The 16,974-nt window shown below is 67.0% G+C and carries 15 protein-coding genes; 8 read left to right on the top strand and 7 right to left on the bottom strand.

All coding sequences use genetic code 11. From position 1 onward, the window contains the following. The first annotated feature begins 155 nt into the window (after positions 1–155). The gene (locus AC5P8R_RS14190; protein ID WP_004153772.1) at positions 156–377 is read left to right on the top strand and encodes a CsbD family protein; all 222 of its coding nucleotides are present in this window, start codon (positions 156–158) and stop codon (positions 375–377) included. Positions 378–450: 73 nt separating this feature from the next. On the opposite strand, the gene AC5P8R_RS14185 is transcribed toward AC5P8R_RS14190, so the two are convergent. Continuing rightward, positions 451–1,251, bottom strand: a complete 801-nt coding sequence (locus AC5P8R_RS14185; protein ID WP_495223560.1) for a hypothetical protein — start codon at positions 1,249–1,251, stop codon at positions 451–453. Positions 1,252–1,359: 108 nt separating this feature from the next. Here AC5P8R_RS14185 and AC5P8R_RS14180 point away from each other — a divergent pair, with 108 nt between their 5' ends. The 4 genes from AC5P8R_RS14180 (at position 1,360) to AC5P8R_RS14165 (ending at position 6,051) form a co-directional block, all read left to right on the top strand. Next, entirely contained in the window at positions 1,360–2,655 is a 1,296-nt protein-coding gene (locus AC5P8R_RS14180) for a tryptophan--tRNA ligase (RefSeq protein ID WP_032956245.1), read from the top strand. A gap of 204 nt (positions 2,656–2,859) precedes the next feature. Further along, entirely contained in the window at positions 2,860–3,156 is a 297-nt protein-coding gene (locus AC5P8R_RS14175) for a hypothetical protein (protein ID WP_032956243.1), read from the top strand. 204 nt (positions 3,157–3,360) lie between these two features. Then, complete coding sequence (locus AC5P8R_RS14170) at positions 3,361–4,293, top strand: MBL fold metallo-hydrolase (protein WP_495223559.1); 933 nt, start codon at positions 3,361–3,363, stop codon at positions 4,291–4,293. A 105-nt stretch (positions 4,294–4,398) separates the two neighbouring features. Further along, positions 4,399–6,051: a M28 family metallopeptidase gene (locus tag AC5P8R_RS14165; RefSeq protein ID WP_014645634.1), complete on the top strand. Its 1,653-nt coding sequence runs from the start codon at positions 4,399–4,401 to the stop codon at positions 6,049–6,051. 166 nt (positions 6,052–6,217) lie between these two features. On the opposite strand, the gene AC5P8R_RS14160 is transcribed toward AC5P8R_RS14165, so the two are convergent. Continuing rightward, the gene (locus AC5P8R_RS14160) at positions 6,218–6,514 is read right to left on the bottom strand and encodes a hypothetical protein (RefSeq protein WP_014645635.1); all 297 of its coding nucleotides are present in this window, start codon (positions 6,512–6,514) and stop codon (positions 6,218–6,220) included. A 67-nt stretch (positions 6,515–6,581) separates the two neighbouring features. Continuing rightward, positions 6,582–7,916, bottom strand: coding sequence for an MFS transporter (locus AC5P8R_RS14155; RefSeq protein ID WP_014645636.1), 1,335 nt, complete (start codon positions 7,914–7,916; stop codon positions 6,582–6,584). Between the two features lie 223 nt (positions 7,917–8,139). Between AC5P8R_RS14155 and yedA the strand changes: the two genes are divergently transcribed. Next, positions 8,140–9,045 carry a drug/metabolite exporter YedA gene (gene yedA, locus AC5P8R_RS14150; RefSeq protein ID WP_262087961.1) on the top strand — a complete coding sequence of 302 codons (906 nt, stop codon included), beginning with the start codon at positions 8,140–8,142 and terminating at the stop codon, positions 9,043–9,045. Next, positions 9,042–9,938, top strand: coding sequence for an EamA family transporter RarD (gene rarD / locus AC5P8R_RS14145; RefSeq protein WP_014645638.1), 897 nt, complete (start codon positions 9,042–9,044; stop codon positions 9,936–9,938). Before yedA ends, rarD begins: the two co-directional genes overlap by 4 nt. 207 nt (positions 9,939–10,145) lie before the next feature. Here rarD and AC5P8R_RS14140 read toward each other — a convergent pair whose 3' ends face one another. Then, positions 10,146–12,971 carry a TonB-dependent receptor gene (locus AC5P8R_RS14140; protein WP_288495753.1) on the bottom strand — a complete coding sequence of 942 codons (2,826 nt, stop codon included), beginning with the start codon at positions 12,969–12,971 and terminating at the stop codon, positions 10,146–10,148. A 358-nt stretch (positions 12,972–13,329) separates the two neighbouring features. Between AC5P8R_RS14140 and AC5P8R_RS14135 the strand changes: the two genes are divergently transcribed. Beyond that, the gene (locus AC5P8R_RS14135) at positions 13,330–13,608 is read left to right on the top strand and encodes a YrhB domain-containing protein (protein ID WP_019661820.1); all 279 of its coding nucleotides are present in this window, start codon (positions 13,330–13,332) and stop codon (positions 13,606–13,608) included. A 96-nt stretch (positions 13,609–13,704) separates the two neighbouring features. Here the strand turns inward: AC5P8R_RS14135 and AC5P8R_RS14130 are convergent, their stop codons facing one another. Genes AC5P8R_RS14130 through AC5P8R_RS14120 form a run of 3 tightly spaced genes read right to left on the bottom strand, consistent with a single transcriptional unit; the run spans position 13,705 to position 16,902 of the window. After that, positions 13,705–15,027, bottom strand: a complete 1,323-nt coding sequence (locus tag AC5P8R_RS14130; RefSeq protein ID WP_495223558.1) for an ABC transporter permease — start codon at positions 15,025–15,027, stop codon at positions 13,705–13,707. Between the two features lie 13 nt (positions 15,028–15,040). Beyond that, positions 15,041–16,198 carry an ABC transporter permease gene (locus AC5P8R_RS14125; protein WP_014035671.1) on the bottom strand — a complete coding sequence of 386 codons (1,158 nt, stop codon included), beginning with the start codon at positions 16,196–16,198 and terminating at the stop codon, positions 15,041–15,043. Positions 16,199–16,212: 14 nt separating this feature from the next. After that, positions 16,213–16,902 carry an ABC transporter ATP-binding protein gene (locus AC5P8R_RS14120; RefSeq protein WP_004137569.1) on the bottom strand — a complete coding sequence of 230 codons (690 nt, stop codon included), beginning with the start codon at positions 16,900–16,902 and terminating at the stop codon, positions 16,213–16,215. Between the last annotated feature and the right edge of the window lie 72 nt (positions 16,903–16,974).

Below are 16,974 nucleotides of genomic sequence, written 5' to 3'. Positions count from 1 at the left end.
TTTTGTGCGCGCTGTTTGCCGCGTGGCCGTCGAAGCGGAGTGAACCATTCAAGCAGGTGAGCATGTATTTCATTGCCGGTTGACCGGTACTCAACAGCCGCTGCGCGAAGCTGGAGCCACGGTAAGAACGCCGTTGCAACCAAGGACTCCCAGCAATGAACAAAGACATCATTTCCGGCAAGTGGTCGCAGCTGAAGGGCAAGGCCCAGGCCAAGTGGGGCGATCTGACCAACGACGACTTCGATGTGGCCGAAGGTAACGCCGAGTATCTGGCCGGCCGCCTGCAGGAACGTTATGGCTGGGCCAAGGACCGCGCGGAGAAGGAAGTGCGCGAGTTCCAGGACGCGGTGAGCAAGGACTATCCGGACTACAAGTAAGCGCTTCGGTTTCCCCCGCAACACGACGCCCGCACCGTGAGGTTGCGGGCGTCGTGTTGTCTGCGCCGGACGATCAGCGCGTCGGCGGGTCCGGCACGTAGCGGTTGGGGAACGCCTGCGGTTCGCGCGGCAGGCGCGAGGGCGAATCCACCAGGATGCCGCGCGCACGCAGGTTACGGGCGCTGTCGTAGCGCAGCTGCAATACCTGTGCGGGGCTGCGGCTGGCGCGCTCGAAGTCGGTATCGCGCACCGAGGACTGCTCGCGCGCACCATGGCCGGTACCCAGCGCTGGCGCCTGCGACTTGCTGGCGTAGCCTTCGATGCGGCTGGCACTGGCACTGGCATCGGCCGCCGCTTCGGCCGCCGGGGCCGGCAGCGGCAGGCCACGGCGCAGGATCGGCTCGGGGCGCCAGCGACGTGCCTCTTCGAACACCGCCACGCCCACAACGCCGATGTTGTCCGGGCGGCCGGTGCGGCTGGCATAGCTGCCGCTGGGGCTGCTGAACACGAACTGCGCCACTTCGTCTTGGCTCTTGCGCCAGCCGGTGATGTCGGCGCGCTGGCCGGGGTTGAGCACGTAGCCGGTCTGCGAGGGATCGGCATCCTCGCCGGAGATGGCGTTGACGCCGTCCACCGAGAGCACCACCAGCACCCGGCGCGGGCTGTCGTTGTACAGGCGCACGGCGTAGCGGTGGCCGCGCTCGCCGGCCACCCAGCGCTGGCCCTCGGCGGGGTAGCTGCGCAGTTCGGTGCCACGGTCGCGGTCGACCAGGGTCATGCGCACCGGGCCGCCTTCGTAGGCCGGTGGCGGAGGTGGCGCCGGGCGGAAGCCGGCCAGGGGCAGGATCAGCAGCAGGGGCAGCAGGCGTTTCATCGGGCGTCTCCAGCGGGGTTGGGTGAATGAACGCGCCGCAGGCCCTGACGGGGTTGGTGGCGTGCAAGGTAAACTGGCGCCGTTCATCGAAGGTTACCCCACGCAGTCATGACGACCCGAGTCCTTACCGGCATCACCCCCTCCGGCACGCCCCACTTGGGCAACTACGTTGGCGCCATCCGTCCGGCCATCGCCGCCAGCCGCGCGCCGGGGATCGAGAGCTTCTTCTTCCTGGCCGACCTGCACAGCCTGATCAAGTCGCAGGACCCGCAGCGCACCCAGCGCGCGACCCTGGAGATCGCGGCCAGCTGGCTGGCCTGCGGCCTGGACCCGGAACACGTGTGGTTCTACCGCCAGAGCGACATCCGCGAGACCACCGAGCTGATGTGGTTCCTGACCGCCATCGCCAGCAAGGGCATCCTCAACCGGGCGCACGCCTACAAGGCCGCAGTGGACAAGAACCGCGAGGAAGGCGTGGACGAGGACGCAGGCGTCAGCGCCGGCCTGTTCATGTACCCGGTGCTGATGGCCGCCGACATCCTGATCTTCAAGGCCAACCAGGTGCCGGTGGGTCGTGACCAGATCCAGCACATCGAGATGGCGCGCGATTTCGCCCAGCGCTTCAACCACGTGTACGGCAAGGAGTACTTCCCGCTGCCGGACGTGGTGATCGATGAGCAGGTGGCGACGCTGGCCGGCCTGGATGGCCGCAAGATGAGCAAGAGCTACCACAACACCATTCCGCTGTTCGTGCCGCGCGAGGAGCTGAAGAAGCTGGTGTTCTCGATCCTGACCGACTCGCGCGCACCGGGTGAGCCGAAGGACACCGAAGGCTCGGCGCTGTTCCAGATGTACCAAGCGTTCGCCACGCCGGAACAGACCGCAGAGTTCGCCAAGGCGTTCGCTGCCGGCATCAGCTGGGGCGACGCCAAGCAGCAGCTGTTCGAGCGCATCGACAGCGAACTGTCGCCGCTGCGCGAGCGCTACAACGCGCTGATGGCCGAGCCGGAGAAGATCGAAGCGCTGCTCAAGCGCCGTGGGCAGCAGCTGCGCGAGCAGTTGGCGGCACCGCTGCTGGAAGAACTGCGCCACGCCGTGGGTCTGCGCGACCTGTCCACGGCGGGCGACATCGCCAGCGAAGATGCCGGCGTGGCCCGCGTGGCGCCGCCGCAGTTCAAGCAGTACCGCGAGAAGGACGGCCGGTTCTACTTCAAGCTGACCGCCGGCGACGGCACGCTGCTGATCCAGAGCGAAGGCTTCGATTCGCCACGTGATGCCGGCCAGCTGATTGCCGTGATCAAGCAGGCCGAGCAGGGCGACCAGCTGCAGAGCGAGCTGTTCAAGCTGGACGCCGAGGTGGACGCCGTGCTGGCCGCGCTGGCCGTGTTGCGCGAAGCGGCCTGATCGCCGGTCCTGCCTGCCCTTTGTAGAGTCGAGCCATGCTCGACTTTGCTCCGCCTCTGTAGAGCCGAGCCCGTGCTCGGCTGGGTAGCAAAGCAGCCGAGCATGGGCTCGGCTCTACAGGGAAGCCCCCCGCCGGCACGACCGTGGCACAGCACCCATGGCATGATGTCCGCGCGCCGCCGGCGCGATGACATGGAGTCTGCGATGGCCTGGTTGTCGCTGCTGCTGTTCCTGCCCTGGTTCCTGCTGCTGGGCAGCCTGTACTGGCTGTTCCCGCGCCAGCCGCGTACCGCGCGGCGGCGCCTGTTCGATGGCACCACCCTGGTACTGGCGTTCGCGCTGAGCATCGTGTCGATGCTGTGGGGCTACCGCATCGGCGTGGTGCAACCCGGCGCCGGCCCGATCTGGCCGCAGGTGCTGGCGGTGCTGTACGCCTACGGCGCGTTCCTGGCGGTGCTGGTGCTGGCGTTGCTGCTGCGACCGCGCTGGCTGGACCGGTAACCCCGCCTTTGTAGAGTCGAGCCATGCTCGACTGCACGCGCCCTCTGTAGAGCCGAGCCCATGCTCGGCTGATGTCTGGCAGAAAGGCAGCCGAGCATGGGCTCGGCTCTACGGAATCTTGACTCCGACCAAAGCCGCATCGAACCCGGGCCGCCTGCGCGCCTACCATGGGCGTCTGTTCCCGATCCTGCCAGGTGCGTGCCGATGACCGCCGACCCCAGCATCCACACCATCGATACCGGCTTCCAGCGCCCGGACTTCGACGCGGCTTACCTGATCGTTGAAAACGGCCGCGCCGCGTTTGTCGACTGCGGCACCGGCCTGTCGGTGCCGGCGATGCTGCAGGCGCTGGCGGATGCCGGCCTGGACGTGGAAGCGGTGGACTGGTTGCTGCTCACGCACGTGCACCTGGACCACGCCGGCGGCGCCGGCCTGCTGATGCAGCAGCTGCCCAACGCAAAGGCGGTGCTGCACCCGCGCGGTGCGCCGCACATGATCGACCCGACCCGGCTGATCGCCGGTGCCACAGCGGTGTATGGCGCCGACGAGATCGCGCGCAGCTATGGCCGCATCGAGGCGATTCCGGAGTCGCGCGTGGTGGTGGCCGAAGACGGCCACCGCATCGATCTGGCCGGCCGCGAGCTGGTGCTGCTGCACACGCCGGGTCACGCGCTGCACCACTATTGCGTATGGGATGCGCGCAGCCGCAGCTGGTTCACCGGCGATACCTTCGGTATCTCCTACCGCGAGCTGGACAGCGCGCAGGGCGCTTTCATCTTCCCGACCTCCTCGCCGGTGCAGTTCGACCCGGAGGCGATGAAGGCCTCGATCCAGCGCATGCTGGGCTACGGCCCGCAGGCGATGTACCTGACCCACTACGGTCGTGTGGAACAGGTGGAGAAACTGGCCGGCGACCTGTTCGAGCAGATCGATGCGATGGCCGCCATCGGCCGCCAGTGCGACGGTCGACCGGACCGCCATCGTTGCCTGTTGGCCGCGTTGCAGGCGCTGTATCTGGAACGTGCACAGCTGCATGGCTGTGCGCTGGACGATGCGGCAGTGACCACCGTGCTGGCGATGGATATCGAGCTCAATGCACAGGGCCTGGCCTGCTGGCTGGATCGCATCAGCAGGTAGATCCACGCCCTGCGTGGATGACGCAGGCCCAAGCCGCGCCGTGATGTCACGACCACGTTACACTCTGGTGACTTCCAAGCTAGCCGTGGTACTGCCGTGAATCCGATGCGCGTGTTGCTGCTGTCGTCCTGCCTGTTCGTCGGTGGCCTTGCCCATGCGGCCAACGACCTGCCGGGTGGCGGCATCGATCCGCAGGCGCTGTCGCGCCATGTGCGCGTTCTGGCGTCGGATGAATTCGAGGGCCGCGCGCCGGCCACCGAGGGTGAAGAGCGCACGGTGCAGTACCTGATCGAGCAGTTCCGCAGCTACGGCCTGCAGCCCGGCGGCGTGGATGGCAGCTGGGTGCAGCCGGTCCCGTTGGTGCGCGCGCAGCTGGACGGCCCGGCCAAGGCCAGCCTGTCGCTGAAGCAGGGCAAGCGTGCGCTGGCCAATGGCGTGGACGTGACCCTGCAGAGCCTGCAGCCGCGCAAGCGCGTGCAGATCAGGAATGCGCCGCTGGTGTTCGTCGGCTATGGCATCGATGCGCCGGAACGCCAGTGGAACGACTACAAGGACGTGGACCTGCACGGCAAGATCGCCGTGGTACTGATCAACGATGCCGATTTCGAAGCCGATGCACCGGGCGCATTCGACGGCAAGGCGGTGACCTACTACGGCCGCTGGACCTACAAGTTCGAGGAAGCCGCACGCCGTGGCGCCGAAGGCGTGCTGATCGTGCACGAGACCGCGCCGGCCGCCTACGGCTGGGCCACGGTGAAGAGCTCGGGCACATCGCCGCTGTTCGACATCGAGCGCGGCCAGGACGAGGCGATGGCGCAGCACACGCCGCTGCGTGGCTGGATGCAGCGCGAGCTGGCCGAGGCGATTTTCGCCGACGCCGGCCTCGACTTCGATGCCGAGAAGCGCAAGGCGATGCGCGCCGACTTCCGTCCTGTGGCACTGGACAACGCCAAGCTGAGCGTGGACTTCGCGCTGAAGCGCGAGCAGGTGGTGACCCGCAACGTGGTGGCCAAGCTGCCCGGTGGCGAGCATGGCGACGAGGCGGTGATCTTCTCTGCGCACTGGGATGCCTTCGGTATCGGCCAGCCCGACGCCAAGGGCGACCGCATCCGCCGCGGTGCGATCGACAACGCCACCGGCGTGGCCACGGTGCTGGAACTGGGCCGGGTGTTCGCCGCCGGCCCGCAGCCGCAGCGCACGCTGTACTTCGTGGCGCTGACCGCCGAAGAGAAGGGCCTGCTGGGCGCCAGCTACTACGCCGCGCACCCGCTGGCGCCGCTGGACAAGACCGCCGCGGTGCTGAACATCGAGATGTTCAGCCCGGATGGCCCGACCCGCGACATCGCGTCGTGGGGCAAGGGCCGGGTCTCGCTGGAAGGCGACCTGGAACGCGTGGCCAAGGCCCGCGGCCGCAGCTACAGCCCGGACCCGAACCTGGAAGCGGGCTTCTTCTACCGCGCTGACCACTTCGCCTTCGCCCGCCTGGGCGTGCCGGCAATCACCATCGGCCCGGGCCTGGACAAGCTGGACGGTGGGGTTGAAGCCGGCCGCGCGCTGCGCGAGAAGTACTTCGCCGATTGCTACCACCAGGCCTGCGATGCCTGGACGCCGCGCTGGGACCCGAGCGGCCACGCTGCCGATACCCTGCTGGTCTACGATCTGGGCGCGGAGCTGGCCAACAGCCGCCGCTGGCCGACGTGGGAAAAGGAATCGGAGTTCCGCGGCGCGCGCGACAAGAGCGAAGCGGCCCGCCGCTGAGGTAGTGCCGGCCGCTGGCCGGCAACTGCCTGCTCTTTCCGGAGGTTCATGAGGTTGCCGGCCAGCGGCCGGCACTACCAAAGGAATGTTGAGTTGCCGGCCAGCGGCCGGCACGACCGAAAGAATGTGGAGGTGTCGGCCAGCCGGCGGCACGACCGGGTGTTCGTCAGCGCCGGCGCAGCAGCTTCCACGCGCCCCAGCCGCTGGCGGCGAGCGCTGCCAGATAGCACGCCACCATCGTGCGCAGGCCGACCAGCGATCCGCCGTTGACGCCGCGATGCAGGCGCAGTTGCAGCGAGCTGTGGCCGCTGCCCAGGTCCACTGCCAGCTGCAGCGCCAGTGCGGCGCAGAACAGCAGCAGGGCGATCCCGAAACCGATGCGTGGCCATGCGGCCTGTGCGCTGGGGCGGCGCAGCAGCCAGGCCAGTGCCGTGGCTGCGGCCAGCGTCACCGCGATCCACATCAGTGGAGGAGCGGGAGACGCAGCGGCCACCGGCATTGCACCGGTGGCCGCGATCAGGGCAACGCGCTTACTTGCGGGTGCCGTCGAGCCAGTTCGGGCCCTTGTTGGTGAGGAAGAACACATAGACCACCAACGATACCGCGATCGTGGCAGTCACGTAGAGGGCGAACCAATCGACGTGGCCGGTCTTCAGCGCGCCCTGGTACAGCAGCGGGGCGGTGCCGCCGAACAGCGAGTTGGCCAGCGCATAGCCCAGGCCCACGCCCAGTGCACGCACATGGGTGGGGAACAGTTCGGCCTTTACCACCGCGTTGATGGAGGTGTAGCCGGTGAGGATGACGAAGGCCAGCGCCAGGGTCAGGAAGGCCAGGGTGGCGTCATGCTGGTGCGGCAGCTGGGTGATCAGGTACCAGCTGTACAGCACGCCGCCGACGCCGAAGAACACCAGCAGGGTCTTGCGGCCGATGATGTCCGACAGCCAGCCACCGACCGGCTGCAGCACCATCAGGAAGGCCAGCACGCCCAGGTTGATCAGGGTGCCGGTCATCGGATCGTTGCCGGCGAAGGCGCTCTGGATCATCTTCGGGCCGTTCACCGAGTAGGTGTAGAAGGCCACGGTGCCGCCGGCGGTGATCAGGAAGCACAGCAGCAGCGGTCGCCACTGGTGCACGAACAGCTCGTACATCGAACCGGACTTCTGCGCCTTGCCCTCGCGCGCGGCCTCGATGGACGACTCCGACAGCGACTCGTCCATGCCACGGCGCAGCCAGAACACCACCACCGCGGCGATGCCGCCGATGCCGAAGGCGATGCGCCAGCCCCACTCGGAGATTTCCGGCTTGCCCCAGAAGGTCAGCATCAGCAGCAGGGTCAGCTGGGCCAGCACGTGGCCGCCAACCAGGGTGACGTAGTGGAAGGACGACAGGAAGCCGCGGCGGCCGGGAATGGCGGCTTCGGACATGTAGGTGGCGCTGGCGCCGTACTCGCCACCGGTGGCGAAGCCCTGCAGCAGCCGTGCGAACAGCAGGATGACCGCGGCCCAGATGCCGATGCTGGCGGCGGTGGGGGTGATGGCGATCAGGAACGAGCACAGCGCCATCAACGTGACCGAGACGGTCAGCGCCAGGCGGCGGCCATGGCGGTCGGCGAAGCGGCCGAAGAACCAGGCGCCGATCGGGCGCATCAGGAAGGTCGCGGCGAAGATCGCCCACACGTACATCGTGGAGTTCTTGTCGTCGGGCGAGAAGAACTGCGATTCGAAGTACACGGCGAACACCGAGTACACGTAGACGTCGTACCACTCCACCAGGTTGCCGGCGGAGCCTTTGAGGGTGTTGGAGATCGACCGCCGCAGGGCGGCGCGGTCGTTCGCGGGGACAGCAGGTTGGGGCGTGGTGCTCATCTGGGTGGGAATCCTCGATGCGGCGCGTCCGTGCGCAGGGAAAACGGCGCCCGGCCTTGGGGCGGCGCGGCCGGGCAGCCCTCTTGGTACTGCATCGACCGTCAACACGGGGTAGCAGACCAGAGCAGGGTGCATGGATGGATGACAGCGTGCCACCGCATGGGGTCCCGGACCATACTCAAAACGTCCTAGAATCCGCCTTCCCCCGGCTCCCTGGTGTGTCATGTCGGCTCCCCCCTCTTCGTCTGCGGCTGCCTCCCGGGGTGGCCTTGTCGCGCTGGCACTGCTGCTGGTCTATGTGGTCTGGGGCTCGACCTACCTGGGCATCGCCAAGGCCCTGCACGGCGGCGCACTGCCGCTGACGATGGTCTCCGGCAGCCGCTTCATCATTGCCGGCGGCCTGATGTTCCTGGCGCTGCGCCTGTTCTGGAAGCTGCCGAACCCGACCCTGCGGCAATGGCGCAACTTGGTCATCATGGGCGTGACCATGCTGGTGCTGGGCAACGGCATGGTGGTGCTGGCCGAGCGTGAGGTGTCCTCGGGCCTGGCCGCCACCGCGGTGGCCTCGGTGCCGCTGTGGATGGCGCTGTTCTCGGCGCTGCGCGGGCAGCATGCCAGCCGCGGTGAGTGGCTGGGCATCGCCATCGGCTTCCTCGGTGTGGTCTGGCTCAATGCCGGCAGCAGCCTGACCGCCTCGCCGACCGGGCTGGTGCTGCTGCTGATCGCGCCGATCGGCTGGGCCTTCGGTTCGGTGTGGGCACGCGGGCTGGACCTGCCGGGCCCGTTCATGACCGCGGCCGGGCAGATGATCTGCGGTGGCGTGCTGCTGGTGCTGATCGGCCTGGCGGTCGGCGAGCGCCCGAGCACGCTGCCCGATACCGGTGGCCTGCTGGCGATGGCGTACCTGTGCGTGTTCGGCTCCATCGTCGCGTTTACTGCCTACGTGTGGCTGCTGCAGAACGTGCGTCCGGCGCTGGCGGGCAGCTATGCGTACGTCAACCCGGTGATCGCGGTGCTGCTCGGCGCGCTGCTCAACGGTGAACGCTTCGGCTGGCGCGACCTGCTGGCGATGGCGGTGATTCTCCTGGGTGTGGTGGTACTGACGATGGCAAGGACGCGAAAGAGATGAGCATGGACGAGAAAGAACAACGCCGGGGCCTGCTGGTCACCGCGTCCACCTTCGTGATCTGGGGCCTGGTGCCGGTGTACTGGCACCTGCTCAACGAGGTGCCTTCGTTCCAGATCATCGCCCACCGCATCATCTGGAGCACCGTGCTGGTGCTGGGCTGGCTGCTGATCAGCTCGCGCCTGGGCTGGTGGCAGAAGATCGCCGCGCAGCCGCGCGCGCTGCCGATCCTGCTGGTGTCGAGCCTGACCATCGCCTTCAACTGGGGCCTGTACATCTGGGCGGTCAACGCCGGTCATGTCATCGAGACCAGCCTGGGCTACTTCATCAACCCGCTGGTGAACGTGCTGCTGGGCGTGCTGGTGCTGAAGGAACGCCTGCGCCGCCTGCAATGGGTGGCGGTGGCGATGGCGGCGGTGGGCGTGGCCTGGCTGACCATCGACGCCGGCACACCGCCGTGGATCGCGCTCGGCCTGGCTTGTTCGTTCGGCCTGTATGGGCTGTTGCGCAAGCTGGTCTCGGTCGACCCGGTGGCCGGCCTGGGCGTGGAAAGCATGTACCTGTTCCTGCCGGCGCTGGCCTTCGCGATCTGGGCGGAAAACGGCCATGGCGGTGCGTTCTTCCATGGCTGGGGCTGGCGCAACGACCTGCTGCTGATCTTCGGTGGCGCAGTCACCGCCGTACCGCTGATCGGCTTTGCCTACGGCGTGAAGCGCATTCCGCTGTCGCTGGTGGGCATCCTGCAGTACATCGCACCGAGCCTGCAGCTGCTGCTGGGCGTGTTCTTCTTCCACGAAGCGTTCGATACCGCCAAGGCGATCGGTTTTGCCGCGATCTGGGCCGGCCTGATCCTGTTCGTCGGCGACAACATCCGCACGATGCGCGCCAAGCGCTAGCGCCGGCGGGGCTGCGGGGTCGGATCCCTCCGCAACGCGGAGGGCTCTGACCCTGTTCTATCCGTCGCGTGGGGTCAGAGCCCTTCGCAGGGCGAAGGGATCCGACCCGCTTCCACCCAAAAAAGAACGGCGCCCCGAGGGGCGCCGTTCTGCTTCCGTCCACGGCCAGGAGAGAGGGATGGCCGTGGCGGGAAGGCGGTTGCAGGCTTAGAAGCGCTGCTGGTACTTCATGTACATGAAGCGGCCGATGTCGAAGCCACCGTAGTAGGTGAAGCTGCTGTTCGGCTGGCTGTACATGATCGGACCCTGGTGGTTGAACACGTTGTTCACGCCCAGCGACACGGTGCCATCCCACGGCAGGCTGTAACGCACCTGCAGGTCGTGGAAGGTGTTGGAGCCCACCTTGTTGGTCGGCGACGCGCTGGTGTACGACGAGTTGAAGCCCGGCATGTTGCACTCATCCATGTACGAGCACTTCTCCTTCATGCTGGAGTAGTAGCGCGCGGTCCAGCCGATGCCGAGGTCGCCGTACTGCCAATCCAGGTTGAAGGTGGAGCGCACGCGGAAGTCGCCGGCCCAACCGGTACGCTGTTCCACCGGGGTGGTGGCGGCGCTGTCGTTGCGCTGCTCCAGGTAGTCGGTGTAGGTGGTGTTCCAGTTGACGGCGAACTTGCCGAACGCGGTTTCCGGCAGGCGGTAGCGCACGTTGATGTCATAGCCGGCGGTTTCGCGGTAGCCCGCGTTGACCAGCGAGCGGTCCAGCGAGTTGACCTGGCCGTTGCTGCCACGGGTGAAGCGGCCGCAGGCGGCATCCGAACCCTGCACGTAGCACTGTTCCAGGATGTTGGTGGCCGACTCACCGACGATGGCGTTGTCGATGCGGATCTTCCACCAGTCCAGGCTGACGTCCAGGCCCTGCACGAAGTCCGGGCTGTAGACCAGGCCGACGGTCCAGGTCTTGGCGGTTTCCGGCTTCAGGCCCGGGTTGGAGCCCGAGCTGAAATCGGTGGTGGCCTGCTGGCCGGGCTTGGTGGCCACGCTGCCATCGCTGTTGAGCTGGCGGAAGTTGGCCGGCACCTTCAGCGCCTGGCAGCGGGCAGCGACGGTCGGGCTGGTGGCGGCGGTACCGAAGGAGGTATCGCACGGATCGGTGAACGAGTCGCGGCTGCTGACGGTGCCGCCGTACAGGTCATCCACGGTCGGCGCACGGAAGCCGGTGCCGTAGGTGGCGCGCACCAGCAGGCTGTCGATCGGCTTCCACTTCAGGCCGAACTTGCTGTTGGTGGTCGAACCGAAGTTGTTGTAGTCCGAGTAGCGGCCGGCCATGTCCAGCGACAGTTCGCGGGCGAACGGCAGGTCGGCCAGCAGCGGCACCTGCAGTTCCAGGTAGACCTCGTTGAGCGAGTAGTTGCCGCGGGTCGGCTGGCCGCTGGTGCCGGCGATCTCGCCCTTCTGCACCATCGTGTCCGGAGTGTAGCTGGCTTCTTCGCTGCGGTGCTCGAAGCCCATCGCGGCCAGGATGTCGCCGGCCGGCAGGGTGAACAGCGAGCCGGAGATGTTGCCGCTGGCGACCTTGGTGGTGCTCTGCATCTTGTCGACGAAGCGGGTGAACAGGTAGTCCTGCACGTCCTGGTTGCTCAGCGAGCCGGGTCCGGTGTAACCCATCGGGGCGGCCGGGTTCCACGGCACGCAGCCGGCGATCACCGCGCCCGGCGCACCGCAGCGGGCCACGTTGCCGTCCATGAAGGACGGGCCGACGGCCAGGTTGACGTGCGGCTGGTACATGCTGCCGGTACCGATGCGCTCGCCTTCGTTGCGGTTGTACATGTAGTTGACGTTCCAGTCCCAGTACCGCGAACCGGTTTCGAAGCTGCCTTCCAGACCAATGCTGGCGCGCTTGGTTTCCAGGTTGTTCTCGGTGCCGCGCGGCAGTTCCTCGGTACGGTGCGCGAACAGCGCATCCTGGCCCCACAGGTTGAACGCGCTGTCCTTGGACAGGGCGGCACGGCTGCCATTGCGGGCCTGTGCGGCGCTGACCGAGTACGGGTAACCGGCCAGGTGCTTGGTCGACTCGCGCTTGCTGTACAACGCGTCGGCGACGATGCGCAGGTTGTCGGTGATCGAGAAGCCACCGTTGGCGAACACCGAGGTGCGTTCCAGGCCTGTCAGCAGGCTCATGTTCGACTTGGTGTTGGCACCATCAGCCGGGTCCGGCGCATGGAAGTTGCCGGCCTTGCCCGGGTCGCCGCCCGGGCCCACCGTCAGGTTCTTGCCACCGACGGTGACGTAGCCCCACGGGGTGTTGCCATTGAGGCCATCGTTGGGGTGGCGCGGGCCGTTGGTGTAACGGCTGAACTCGCGGTCCTTGCCCAGCACCTCATCTTCCTTGGTGCGCTCGGCGCCCACGCTGAACCAGCCGCGCTCGAAGGTCTTGCCGAAGGTCGCGCTGTAGGCGCGCTTCTGGCCGTCACCCTGGCCGTACTGGCCGACATAGACGCTGGCTTCGCCACCATCGAAATTCTTGCGGGTGATGATGTTGACCACGCCGGCGATGGCATCGGAGCCGTACAGCGCGGAGGCGCCGTCGGTCAGCACTTCCACGCGCTCGACGATGGACGACGGGATCGAGGCCAGGTCGGAGTAACCGCCGGCGCTGACGCCCATGCGGCGGCCGTCGATCAGCACCAGGCTGCGTTCCGGGCCCAGGTTGCGCAGGCTGACGTACATGCCGCCGAAGTCGCGCGAGGAGGTCAGCGACGAGGCGCGGCTCATGCTCGGCGCACCGGCGGCAGGAATGTCCTGCAGGATGTCAGCGACGTTGACGTAGCCCTTCTTCTCGATCTCGGCGCGGTTGAGCGCGACCACCGGCTGTGCGGTTTCGACACTGGCCTGGCGGATGCGCGAGCCGGTGATTTCGATGCGGTCGAGGTTGGTCGGGGTATCGCTGGTGCTCTGTGCGAAGGCGGGGGTGGTGCAGCTGGCGGCCAGCGCGATGACGATCGCGTTGCGCAGCGGATTGGTTTTCAGGGACATCCGTGAAATCTCGTGTTTCGGTAAAAACAAGCGCCCGTTCTATGGGCGCGTGGGGTGCTGCAAACCAACGTGGGGGGCGCGATTCTAGAATGTTTCCATTCGTAACTGTTTGTCTCGGCGCCGCTGGAAGTGCGCGAAAATGAATCGCAACCAACAATCCACAGATGGGCTGTGCGCAGCGTCACGCGCGCTGCGTTTGCGATGGGCAGAGGCATCGATAGCGGCACGAAGCTGGCACGCTTGAGTGGTTGCGACAACGCGTCGCAGTACGCGCTTGTATGCAGGCGCGCAGCCGTTGTGATGCACCTGCCCGCATGAAATGCTCTTCGCCTTGTCATCGAAGGCAGGAGACGAAGGAATGATCCAGCTTGAAGAAGCACGCCGTCGCGTGGAGGCTGCACTTGCCAGCGACGATGAGCCGGTTGCCATCACGCATGAGCACGAAGTGGTCGAAGGCTGGCTGTTCTGCTTCCAGTCGCTGCGCTACCTGCAATCCGGCGAAATCTCGGATGCATTGGCCGGCAATGGGCCGATCTTCGTCGACCGGCACACAGGCGAGCAGCACGCGCTGGGCACGGCGTATCCGCCCGAGGAGGTCCTTCGCCAGCATCTGGCCGCGCGCGGCCCCGCCGTCTGATGCTGCGGCGGCGGATTTCTGAGTTCGGCAACGTGAAAGGGACGGAGCCTTCGCTCCGTCCCCTTGCGTGATGCGCAGTCCACCGCTGCGCGATGCTCAGGTTTCGCGCAGCGCCGTGGTGATCGGCAAACGTGCCGCGCGCAGTGCCGGGAACAGGCCGCCGACCAGGCCGATGCCCAGTGCCCATTTCAGGCCGGTCCACAGCAGTTCCGGCGACACATGGAACTTGAACACCACCGCGCTGAAGTTGCTGCCGATGGTGGACACGCTGTAGCCATTGAACAGCAGCCACGCCACCGCACAGCCGAGCAGGCCACCGAGCAGCGCCAGCAGCATCGTCTCCAGCATCACTGCCGTCACCACCGGCAGGCCGCGGAAGCCGATCGCACGCATGGTGGCGATTTCGCGGGCGCGCGTGGCGACGGCCGCATACATGGTGTTGAGCGCGCCAAACACCGCACCGACCGCCATGATCGTGCCGATCACCTTGCCAAGGATGTCGATCAACTTGGTCAGCCCGCCGCCCTGCTTGCTGTAGTACACGCGGGTGGTTTCCACGTCCAGTTTCAGGCGCGGGTCGGCGGCGACGGCGGCCTTGAACTGATCGAAGCCTGCCTTGCCCTCGGTGCGCACGCTGATCGACTGCCAGGCGCTGCGCTGGTAGGTGGTGGCCAGCGTATCGGCGTCGGTCCACAGTTCCGAATCATGCGCATCGCCGGTGGCGAACACACCCACCACGGTCCAGGTCTGGTTGCCCAGGGTCAGTGTCCTGCCCACCTCCATGTCGCGGAACTGGCCCTTGGCGCCCTGGCCGACCACGATCTCGCGCAGGCCAGTGGCGAACTTGCGGCCCTCGACGATCCTGACCTTGTCATGCACCGCCCACGCCTGCGGGCCCACGCCGCGGAACTGCGCGTTGACGTCGGTGCCATCGGACTTCGACACCAGGTTGACCACCTGCGACAGCTCCGGCGACAGCAGCGGCCGGCCCTGCGTATCGCGGCTGATGCCGGGCAGGGTGGACAGCATCGGTACCTGCTCGCGGGTGATCACCGAGTTGGTCTCGGCCTGCGAGCCACCGCGCAGCACGATGGCGGTGGTGTCATCGCCGGTGTTGTTGAGCGTGGCCTGGAAGCCTTCGCCCATCGCCAGCATTGCCACCAGCACGCCGACCACGCCGGCGATGCCGACCACGATCACCGAGGACGCGCCCCAGCGCTGCGGCAGGCTGGCCACGCCGATACGGGTGGCGGCCAGCGCCAGTCGCCCCCCGCGGGTCAGCAGAAGCCACAGGGCCACCAGCACGGTCACGGCCAGCACGCCGGTCCACGGCAGGCTGATCCACAGCACCAGGCCGACCGCCAGCAGCAGCACCGTCACGCCGTTGCCCAGCCACTTCTTGAGTTTGCTATTGAACATGTCTGTGTTCTCCTCAGCGACCGGCCAGTGCGTCGACGATCTTCAGGCGCTTGGCACGCAGCGCCGGCAACAGGCCGACGATGATGCCGATCACCACGATCAGGCCCAGCCCCATCAGCCAGGTTGGCGTCGGCACGTGCGGCGGCAGCATGCCCATGCTCTTCGGGCCGATGGCCGGCAGGATCAGGGCGGCCAGGCCCATGCCGATCAGGCCGCCCAGGCCGATCAGCAGCACCGATTCCACCATCACCAGGGTCAGCACGGTGCTGTCCTTGAAGCCCAGCGTCTTCAGCGTGGCCAGCTCCGGCACGCGCTCGCGCACGGCCTGCGCCATGGTGTTGCCGGTCAACAGCAGCAGGGTGAAGAACACCGCGCCCATGATCGAGGTGACGATCATGCCGATATCCGCGAACTGCTTGACGAAGGCCTGCTGGAACGCCGATTCGGTCTGGGTCTTGGTCTCGTGGTCGGAGTTGGCCGAGATCGCGTCGATCGCCTGCGCCACCCGCGAAGAGTGGTCCGGGTTGTCCAGCGTTACCGTGTACCAGCTCACCTGGTTCTTGATGTAGTCGTTGGATTCATCGAAGTACTTCCAGTTCATCATCAACTGGCGTTCTTCGTTGGCGGCCAGCGCACGGTCCTTGGAACGGTAGATGCCCTTGAGCACCAGCGGCCAGTCGTTGCTGCCGCCACGCGGGAAGATCGTGGCCTGCAGCGGGATGGTGTCGCCGATCTTCCAGCCGAACTGCTTGGCCAGGGTTTCGCCGACGATGGCGCCGGTACGGGTCTGCTTCCAGTCTTCCAGCTGTGCCGGGTCGATCTGCAGCTCGCGGTAGACATCGAAGTAGTTGGGGGACACCGAGAAGTTCGGGAAGAAGTTCTTCGGGTCCTGGTAGATGCCGCCGAACCACATGCCATAGGCCACGTCGCGCACGCCGGCCACCTGCCGCACCTGGGCCTCCAGGCGGATCGGCAGCGACTGGGTGATCGACAGCCGCGATGCGACCACCAGGCGGTTGGCGCCTTCCACGCTGCCGCCGGAGGTGAATGCCACGCGCACCGAATCGAGCATGCCGAACAGCAGGAACGCGGCCACCACGGAGAGCAGGGTCAGCAACGTGCGGGTACGGCTGCGGAACAGCTGCGCCCACACCAACGAGAAGTATTTCATCGCCGTGGCCTCCGTCAGTGGGCCAGCGGCGCGTCGGCCAGCTCGCCCTTGTCCAGGTGCACCGTGTGCGTGGCGTACTCGGCGGCCTTCGGGTCATGGGTGACCATGATGATGGTCTTGCCATGCTCCCGGTTGAGCTGCTGCAGCAGGCCGAGGATCTCCTCGGCGGACTGGCGGTCGAGGTCGCCGGTCGGTTCGTCGCAGATCAGGAAGGTCGGGTCGGAGACGATCGCCCGGGCGATTGCCACGCGCTGCTGCTGGCCGCCGGACAGTTCATTCGGGCGGTGGCTGCGGCGGTCGGCCAGGCCGACCAGGGTCAGCGCGATCTCGGCGTTGCGGCGGCGCTGCGCCGCATTGAGGTGGGTCAGCAGCAGCGGCAGCTCCACGTTCTTCTGCGCGGTCAGCATCGGCATCAGGTTGTAGAACTGGAACACGAAGCCGACGTGGTGGCTGCGCCAGGTCGACAGCTGGCCGCCGCTCATCTGGTCGATGCGCTCGCCCTCGATGCTGATCTCGCCGCCGCTGGGGTTGTCCAGGCCGCCGATCAGGTTGAGCAGGGTGGTCTTGCCCGAGCCGGACGGGCCCATCAGCGCGACGAAGTCGCCGCTGGCGATGTCCAGGTCGATGCCGTGCAGCACCTGCACTTTCTCGGGGCCACGCTGGTAGGTCTTGGTGATGTTGCGCAGTGAAACCAGGGTCGACATGGGTGGTTCTCCACGGAAGGCGGGAAACGGGGAAGCGCCACGGCAGGGGCCGCAGGCGTGCGTCGAGCGGTG

The organism is Stenotrophomonas sp. YJH_SMC_73, from assembly GCF_059370155.1.
This window is presented reverse-complemented; position numbering and strand designations above follow the sequence as displayed.